Source organism: Clostridium lapidicellarium, assembly GCF_041224415.1.
GTDB lineage: Bacteria > Bacillota > Clostridia > Clostridiales > Clostridiaceae > Clostridium_B > Clostridium_B lapidicellarium.
In genome coordinates this window covers 123137-130903 of sequence record NZ_JBGFFE010000005.1, presented here as the reverse complement: position 1 = coordinate 130903, position 7767 = coordinate 123137, and the positions used below count along the sequence as shown (strand labels likewise).

The window sequence follows — 7767 nt, the reverse complement described above, 5'->3', positions numbered from 1 at the left end:
TTTTACTCTATCTATTCTATTTTACACAAATCTATGAACGTTCCCTGTTATGCGCAATTCTGTTTGTTAGATTATTGAAAATTGATCTACATTCTTTTTCATTTTACTTAATTGCCTTGTATCAACGTGGTACTGTTCCCCGCTGGCGATCATATCATTTACCATGCTTTTCATCTCATTTAAAGAATGTGTGATATGGCCTTTTATCATTAATTTCGCAGATTCTGTGGCGTACATTTTTTTCATGAAAGGAACCATTACAATTTTGGGAAGGAAATAGTAACATTGAGGTTTGATTTTACTAACCGGTATTCCCCTAGCTTTGCATATACGCAGTCCTTCCCGAATTGCCAGCAGTGTCTGAACTACGACTGTTTTATCCTGGGAAAAATTAATATAATCATTCGTCTGCATAACTCTCGCAAGCAATCCCGCAGCTTCTGCATAATGGGTATAGATCCAGCCGAGTATATCCTTTGTGATTTTCGGATTCATGCTTGCGTCTGAAAATGCTTTTTCAACAGATTGTAACGCATTGGATATCGTCCCATCCTTTTCTCCTATCATAGACGGAGCGTCTGGACTTCCAAAAATGGTACAGTAAATGCCCTGTTCATCCCGACCTCCACCCATAATATGCGGAAATCCATACAATACTTTATTTCCGTTGAACCAGCTTTCTATCTCATTGGCATCGATCCAAAGACTTTGAAATATCAATACGGTTGTTTCATTGGCAAGCTTTTTAGAAAAACTTGCTATGATATTGTGGAGTCCATCTGACTTTGCACTAATAATGAATAAGTCATATACATTTTCTTTTGCAAGTTCCGAAATCACCTCTGGTCGATATAATTCTTCGGTTCTTTTATTGTTATCGCGCCCGTCAATACAGCGAATCGGAATTCCATGAAGTATGACATCTTGTGATCTTTCTTTTCGAATGAAATGAGTGACATCATAACCGGCCTTAGTAAGTTCATTTCCATATACTGAACCGATAACACCATCGCCAAGTATTAATATTTTCATTATTCATTACTCATCTTAAATTTTTATAATGCGCACCCGCACCGACAGGCTTGGTTTCAAATATAAAATTGCCCTGTTTCCGTTTACACGCCAAAATCCAAAAAACATCTATCCCGTTCTCTCACCAAGCCCCAAAAACGCAAAACATCTATCCTGTACACTCGCGAAGTGCCGACATCAATCTCGTTCACTCGCGGACGACATCCGCCCTCTGGACTTGTTCCCGCGAAGCGATATTTGGGCAGTTTCGGGACAACGGATTTTTGCCTCAAAACCCCGAAAGTGCCAGTAATACTGGACTTTTTACACACCCGTCAATTTACCCTTGACATCAATACCACGCACTCGACGTGGCTCGACTGCTTCTGATTGATGTCCGGTACCACCCGAAACGCAGAATAAGCCTTTGTTTGTTCGCGGGAATTTATCCAAGGGTAAAAATGGCTCCAAAAAGGCGAAATTCACACCTCGTCCGTTCGAGAGAACAAGTCTAAGGGGCTTCCAGTACCTATTATAGCATCTACAGCAATTCCGCAATCGTCTTAAAAGTGCAGGCTGTGGAAATAAGTCCAGATTTCATCGTCTCAACCTATAACTTGCCTACAGAAGGCGATGATCTGTGTCTGAGTTTTGTTTGCATGACAAGATGTTCAGCCATCGGAATTTTCCTCTCCAAATGTAATTTAAAAGGCACGAGACAACATAAGAGGTTTATTTCAGTAACTTCCGTTTCTGCTCTTCGAATTCTTCTCTTGTAATAATTCCATTATCCAGAAGCTTCTTGAATTTCATTATTTCATCTGCTCATGTTCTGCACAGGTGCATATTGTACTGTCCGTTTTTTCTCTTTATTCGCAGCATCTTGTAGCACCTGAAGAGTAGATATTATTTCCTGTGCCCGCTGCATAAGATTCCTGTACGACCACGAACTCTTATCTATACTCCCCATGGTGAGAAGATCGATATATTCTGTAGGATGTTTTACATCACAAACTGTTATCTTGATCCGCAATGACCTACAAGTCTCATGTACCTTCCGCTTGGACGCTGCACTGCCAACGACAGCTCCAACACCGCCAAACAGCAGTCCTCCAGCAACCGCTCCCCCAAGACCGCCTTTAATGACTGTATTGCCATCTTCCAACAGTTCAAAGCTTATAATATCCTCTATGTGATGCTTTACAGGTTCTTTAAATAGTTTCGGCGTTACATACCAAAGATTTCTGCAATCTATCTGAAGATACTTCTGGACTGCTTTTGGCACTTCAATTTTATGTGGGATAGAAGTAACTATTTGGCTGGATGTAGCGCTTTCAGCATTGCCTACATCATATGATGTGGACGTCTTTTCAAAATGAGAAGATACCGGCGGCACATATCCGTGAAGCTGTTTTTCTTTAGGAGCCGTGCCGTCTCCACGTTCATTCATTGTAATTTCAGCTCTTATGTCATCTGATGTGATTTGCAAGTTCCTCGTCCATGTAAAAGGATTATGACCGGCTTTTCTCACGCAATCGAAGCAGACAAATTCTCTGCCCTTAATCAGAAATTTATTGACTGCTATCTTGTTTAGTTGCTTCCCACATATGCAACAATATATTTTTGCCAATTCATATCCTCTATTCTTGTACAGAACATGTTTCATTTGATTGGATCTATATTAAATAAGTGGACACCTGAAGTAACTATCAATTATAATTAAGTAGACACCAAAAAGGAGGTATTTACTCATGTCCACTGGTAAAACTGGAACCCGATATGGCGAAGATTTCAAACGAACTCTCGTCAACCTTTATCAATCTGGCGGCAAATCACAAGCAGCACTCTGTAAAGAGTATGGTGTTTCTATCACTGCGCTTGGCCGTTGGATTAAACAATACTCAACCGTTGAAACGGATGATGGCGAAATACTAACTGCTAAGCAGGTCAAAGACCTTCAAAAGCGTAATGCTCAGCTTGAGGAGGAACTCCTCATACTAAAAAAAGCGATTGCCATCTTCACGCCACACTCAAACAACGATTAGAAGCTATTCATAAGCTCCGTTTCCAACACAATATCAAGCTCCTTTGTAAGGTTCTTGGCGTTAATCGAAGTACTTACTATAAGCATTACAATACCGAACCTGCTGATCGTACAAAAGAAAACCAAGCGATTGCAAAGCTTATTCTTCAAATCTATGCAGATTATAACAAACGTCTTGGAGCTTACAAGTGACCTGCCCCCAAAAGTCGACCAGATAGAAAGTTAGTAATCACCTGAGATTTTCAAGGCATATTCTGATGGCGTCAAATTATTGAGAGAACTGTGCGGGCGAAGGTGGTTATATTCATTTCGCCAATCTTCAATGATTTCTTTGGCCTCGTAGAGATTTTTAAACAAGTTTTGGTTTAGGCATTCATCCCGAAGTTTTCCATTAAAACTTTCGATATAACCGTTCTGGGTTGGGTGGCCCGGATCCGTAAAAATATGTTCTACATGGTGGTCGTAACTCCATGCGTTTAATGCGTTTCCTGTGAATTCAGAGCCATTATCTGTCAGAATCTCTTTGGGAAGATCACGAAACAGTGCAATGCGGTTGAGAACAGCTGCAACTCTTTTGCCCGTAAGGGAGCTGTCCACTTCCAACGCTAGACATTCCCGTGTTGCTTCATCAATTACAGTTAAGACGCGAATATGGTTTCCAGACCGGGTACGATCTGAAACGAAATCCATTGACCATCTGGAATTTACCGACAATGTTGTCCTGTCCGGCATCCCACGCTTTTCGTATTTCTTCTTTTTATTCCGCTTTTTCAAGGCCAATCCGACTTCCTTGTACAGCCGATATGTTCTTTTATGGTTGATATGGATGTTTTCCCGTTGGAGCATAACATGCAAACGTCGATAGCCGAAACGCTTCCATCGGCTTGCCAACGGTATTAATCGGTCTGTTATTTCTTTATCTTCTGTATCTTCTGTTTTATCAATTGGTTCATATCGTTTGCTGCTTCGGCTAAAATCCAACAGCCTGCACGCTCGGCGTTCGCTTAGCTGATATGTTTGCTGTATCTCTTTCGCGATGCGACGCTTCTCGGCAGGCTTTATCCGTTTTTTGCAATGACGTTCTTTAAAATATGATTATCCAGGGAGAGATTAGCCACCAGCTCTTTTAATTGGCGGTTTTCTTCTTCTAATTGCTTCAGGTGTTTTGCCTCGCTGACATCCATTCCGCCGTATTTGCTTTTCCAACGGTAAAATGTCTGTTCCGAAATATTGTATTCCCGAACAATATCCGCAGCCTTTTTCCCTGCTTCATGCTCTTTTAGAATTCTGATGATTTGTTCCTCACTGAACCGTTTCTTCATGTTAATCACTCCATTTGCATTTTATCATATTGTGACTAACTTTTCCATTGGTTTTGTTTTCGGGGTTCAGGTCACCATGACTATCATCCTCCCGTGTTTAGTGTTTGACATATCCAGCCGATAGGAATGATCTTTTCCATCGGGGCCGCGCTGCTGGCGAATCAGCTGTACTCTACCAAATACATCCCAATGCTCTCATCCAGTTATACTCAAAAGCCTCTGGTTTTTCTTTAGAAATGAGCTAAGTGTTATCAGTTCAGTCTGTGAATTTATTGGACCCACCGGCTCCAAAATATTTTTCGAAGAAGGATTTCAGCTTGTCGATGACACCTTGTTTCTTTTGGGGGCGGTTTCCACCACCGAAACGGCTGATTGGCGGCATCAGTCTGTCAATATCAGTACCGACAGTCTTTATCTCGCCTTCTCGGAATGAGTTCTCTAAGAAAATGCGAGTTTCTTCTGGCTTCAATTTTTCATCCTTAATGATTTCCGTAAGATCTCTTTCGCGCTGAACTCCCACATATTTGTACCACTCGCCCATAACATCATCAACTTCGTTGACAGTGGCGATAAAGTTTTCAATGAGCTGCTTTTTGCTGCGGAGCTCCGTACTGGCATCGATTGCTTTGTTGATGGTGACAAGGACTTCCTTATCTTCACAGTTATTATCGTGATATTTTTTTACAAGCATTAAAATGTAGTCGATGTTTATTTCAACCTGCTTTATCAGTTCCACTTCAAACACGATATCATCTGTTATATCAGTGCTTTTCCCGGTTTCACGCTTGTGTTTCCATTCATCCCGCAAATCCTGGTATTTGCCTAGGTAGTCCTGCAGGTCACGCTCGGTGATTATTTCGTTGCCCTTGAATTCATCAAAAGAACTGAGAAGGTTTCGCATGCGCAGAATTGCGCCAAACAGGGAGATGAAATCCTTCTGGTTCTGCTCCCCGATAATCTGTGGCTCGCTGATCGGGAACTTGGTCGACAAGTTCTCCATCAAGTCCACATATCCGGGCATTGTCTTTCCATCTGCAGATTTATAGCCGTAGTAGTAATCCTTGAAACTTTTCAGCAGAACAATGCCGCCGGCGTTTTTGTCCCCGAACAGGGAAATCGCGCTGTCGACACGTTTTTGCAGATTGCGGAAACACACGATATTGCCGAATGTCTTGATGGAATTGAGGATGCGGTTGGTGCGGCTGAATGCCTGAATTAAGCCGTGCATTTTGAGATTCTTGTCCACCCACAGGGTGTTGAGCGTGGTTGCGTCAAAGCCAGTAAGAAACATGTTCACGACAATCAGCAAATCTAGTTCCTTGTTTTTCATGCGCAGTGATACGTCCTTATAATAGTTCTGAAACTTGTCAGATGACGTATCATAGCTAGTGTTGAACATCCTGTTGTAATCATCAATTGCGCCTTCCAAAAAATCGCGGGAACTCTTATCAAGGGCAGAAGTGTCTTCCGGATTTTCCTCGTTAAGAATACCATCAGTTTCTTCCTCGTTGGGAGCATAGCTAAAAATCACAGCAATTTTCAGCTGCTTGGTGGGGTCTACACTCATCTGCCGGCGGAATTCGTCATAGTATAGCTTTGCCATGGGAACAGAGGCAACGGCAAAAATGGAATTAAACCCGCTGACACGCTGCTTCGCCTTGATTTCTTCCACAGCACCGCGCTCCGCCGAAGCCACATCTGCAATATTTGTCAGCTGATTAAAGATATACGACTTGTCTCCACGGTAGGTCTTTTGGTCGAAATGCTCCAAAATGTATTTTGTCACAAGTTCGATACGCTTGGGTGCCATCATTGCCTTTTCACGGTTAATGTTCCAAACCATCTCGTCTGTGATATCTTCTTCCTCATCCATGGTCTTTATGTAATCCACGCGGAACGGTAAAACATTTTTATCGTTGATGGCATCCACAATGGTATATGCGTGGAGCTGGTCACCAAAGGTCTGCTCGGTGGTGAAAAGCTGGGACTTTTTTGTCGGGCCGGCATTGACCGAAAAAATTGGTGTGCCAGTGAAGCCGAACATGTAATACTTTTTGAAGTTCTGCACGATTGCGGTATGCATATCCCCGAACTGACTGCGGTGGCACTCATCAAAGATGATAACCACTTGCTTGTTATAAACGGGGTGCGTCTTATTTTTTTTGATAAAGGTGGACAGCTTTTGGATGGTGGTGATGATAATGTGTGACTTGCTATCACCTAGTTGCTTTGTCAGAACAGCCGTGGAGGTGTTGCTGTTAGCGGCACCTTTTTCAAAACGGTCGTATTCCTTCATGGTCTGATAATCCAAATCCTTGCGATCCACCACAAACAGCACCTTATCAATAAAGGGCAACTGCGACGCAAGCCTTGCTGTTTTGAAGGAAGTCAGTGTCTTGCCGGAACCGGTGGTGTGCCAGATATAACCGCCAGCAGCAATATCACCATATTTCTTGTAGTTGTGGGCAATCTCAATTCTGTTTAGGATTCGCTCGGTTGCGGTAATCTGATAAGGGCGCATGACCATCAGCATATTTTCGGAAGTAAAAATGCAGTACTTCGTCAGAATGTTCAGAATGGTGTGCCGGGCAAAAAAGGTTTTGGTAAAATCAATTAGGTCGGGAAGGGTCTTGTTATTGGCATCAGCCCAAAAGCATGTAAACTCAAAGCTGTTGCTTGTCTTTCCCTTTTTTGCCTTACCGGATGCCGCGTCCTTAATAGCATTGTATCGAGTGCTGTTGGAATAATACTTGGTGTTTGTGCCGTTGGAGATGACAAAAATCTGAACATATTCAAACAAGCCACAGCCTGCCCAAAAGCTGTCACGCTGATAGCGGTTGATTTGGTTGAACGCTTCACGGATGGCGACTCCTCTGCGTTTTAGCTCCACGTGAACCAATGGCAAGCCGTTCACGAGAATAGTCACATCATAGCGGTTGTCATACTTGGCGCCGTCCTCTTTGCCTAGAACATACTGGTTGATGACCTGCAAGCGGTTGTTGTGAATGTTTTTCTTGTCAATGAGGGTGATGTTTTTGGTCATGGCATCATCACGCTTCAAAACCTGGACATAATCCTCTTGGATTTTGCGTGTCTTTTCGACGATGCCTTCATTTTTGTTGGCAATGCAGTCGGCAAAGAACCGCTCCCACTCGGTATCCGTAAAGGTATAGTTATTGAGCTCTTCCAACTTGGTGCGCAGGTTTGCAATCAGGTCGGCTTCCGTGTGAATGGGAAGGTACTCATAGCCCTGTTCACACAGAAGGCGGATGAACTCTTTTTCCAGCGCAGCCTCGCTCTGGTAGCTGTCTGCACGGGCTTTCACCGGCTCATATTCAGTAACAACAGTGTTTTCTGTGGTTGCAGCTACAATATTAAAATATGACACAT

5 protein-coding genes and 1 pseudogene are annotated in these 7767 nt (G+C 42.8%); 1 reads left to right on the top strand and 5 read right to left on the bottom strand.

Annotated elements, in window-relative coordinates; translation table 11 throughout:
• Nucleotides 1-66: 66 nt before the first annotated feature.
• The 3 genes from AB8S09_RS05815 to AB8S09_RS05805 form a co-directional block, all read right to left on the bottom strand.
• Nucleotides 67-1032 (bottom strand): ketopantoate reductase family protein, encoded by a 966-nt coding sequence (locus AB8S09_RS05815; protein WP_369868666.1) that lies wholly within the window; start codon nucleotides 1030-1032, stop codon nucleotides 67-69.
• Between the two features lie 711 nt (nucleotides 1033-1743).
• Nucleotides 1744-1824 carry an SHOCT domain-containing protein gene (locus tag AB8S09_RS05810; RefSeq protein WP_369868672.1) on the bottom strand — a complete coding sequence of 27 codons (81 nt, stop codon included), beginning with the start codon at nucleotides 1822-1824 and terminating at the stop codon, nucleotides 1744-1746.
• 4 nt (nucleotides 1825-1828) lie between these two features.
• Nucleotides 1829-2641 carry a hypothetical protein gene (locus AB8S09_RS05805; RefSeq protein WP_369868665.1) on the bottom strand — a complete coding sequence of 271 codons (813 nt, stop codon included), beginning with the start codon at nucleotides 2639-2641 and terminating at the stop codon, nucleotides 1829-1831.
• Nucleotides 2642-2762: 121 nt separating this feature from the next.
• Here AB8S09_RS05805 and AB8S09_RS05800 point away from each other — a divergent pair.
• Nucleotides 2763-3235 (top strand): annotated as a pseudogene (locus tag AB8S09_RS05800) (transposase); the annotation flags it as partial.
• A 42-nt stretch (nucleotides 3236-3277) separates the two neighbouring features.
• Here AB8S09_RS05800 and AB8S09_RS05795 read toward each other — a convergent pair.
• Nucleotides 3278-4377 (bottom strand): IS3 family transposase gene (locus tag AB8S09_RS05795; protein WP_369868664.1). Its coding sequence is split into 2 segments (ribosomal slippage): nucleotides 3278-4119 and nucleotides 4119-4377, totalling 1101 coding nucleotides; the frame shifts between segments, so codons are not numbered across the junction.
• Nucleotides 4378-4633: 256 nt separating this feature from the next.
• On the bottom strand, nucleotides 4634-7765 hold the full coding sequence (locus tag AB8S09_RS05790; RefSeq protein WP_369868663.1) for a type I restriction endonuclease subunit R: 3132 nt from the start codon (nucleotides 7763-7765) through the stop codon (nucleotides 4634-4636).
• Between the last annotated feature and the right edge of the window lie 2 nt (nucleotides 7766-7767).

What these genes read in the sequence shown, in the direction of transcription:
- AB8S09_RS05810 (WP_369868672.1), bottom strand. Translation starts at nt 1,824, where the DNA reads ATGAAATTCAAGAAGCTTCTGGATAATGGAATTATTACAAGAGAAGAA.
- AB8S09_RS05815 (WP_369868666.1), bottom strand. Translation starts at nt 1,032, where the DNA reads ATGAAAATATTAATACTTGGCGATGGTGTTATCGGTTCAGTATATGGA.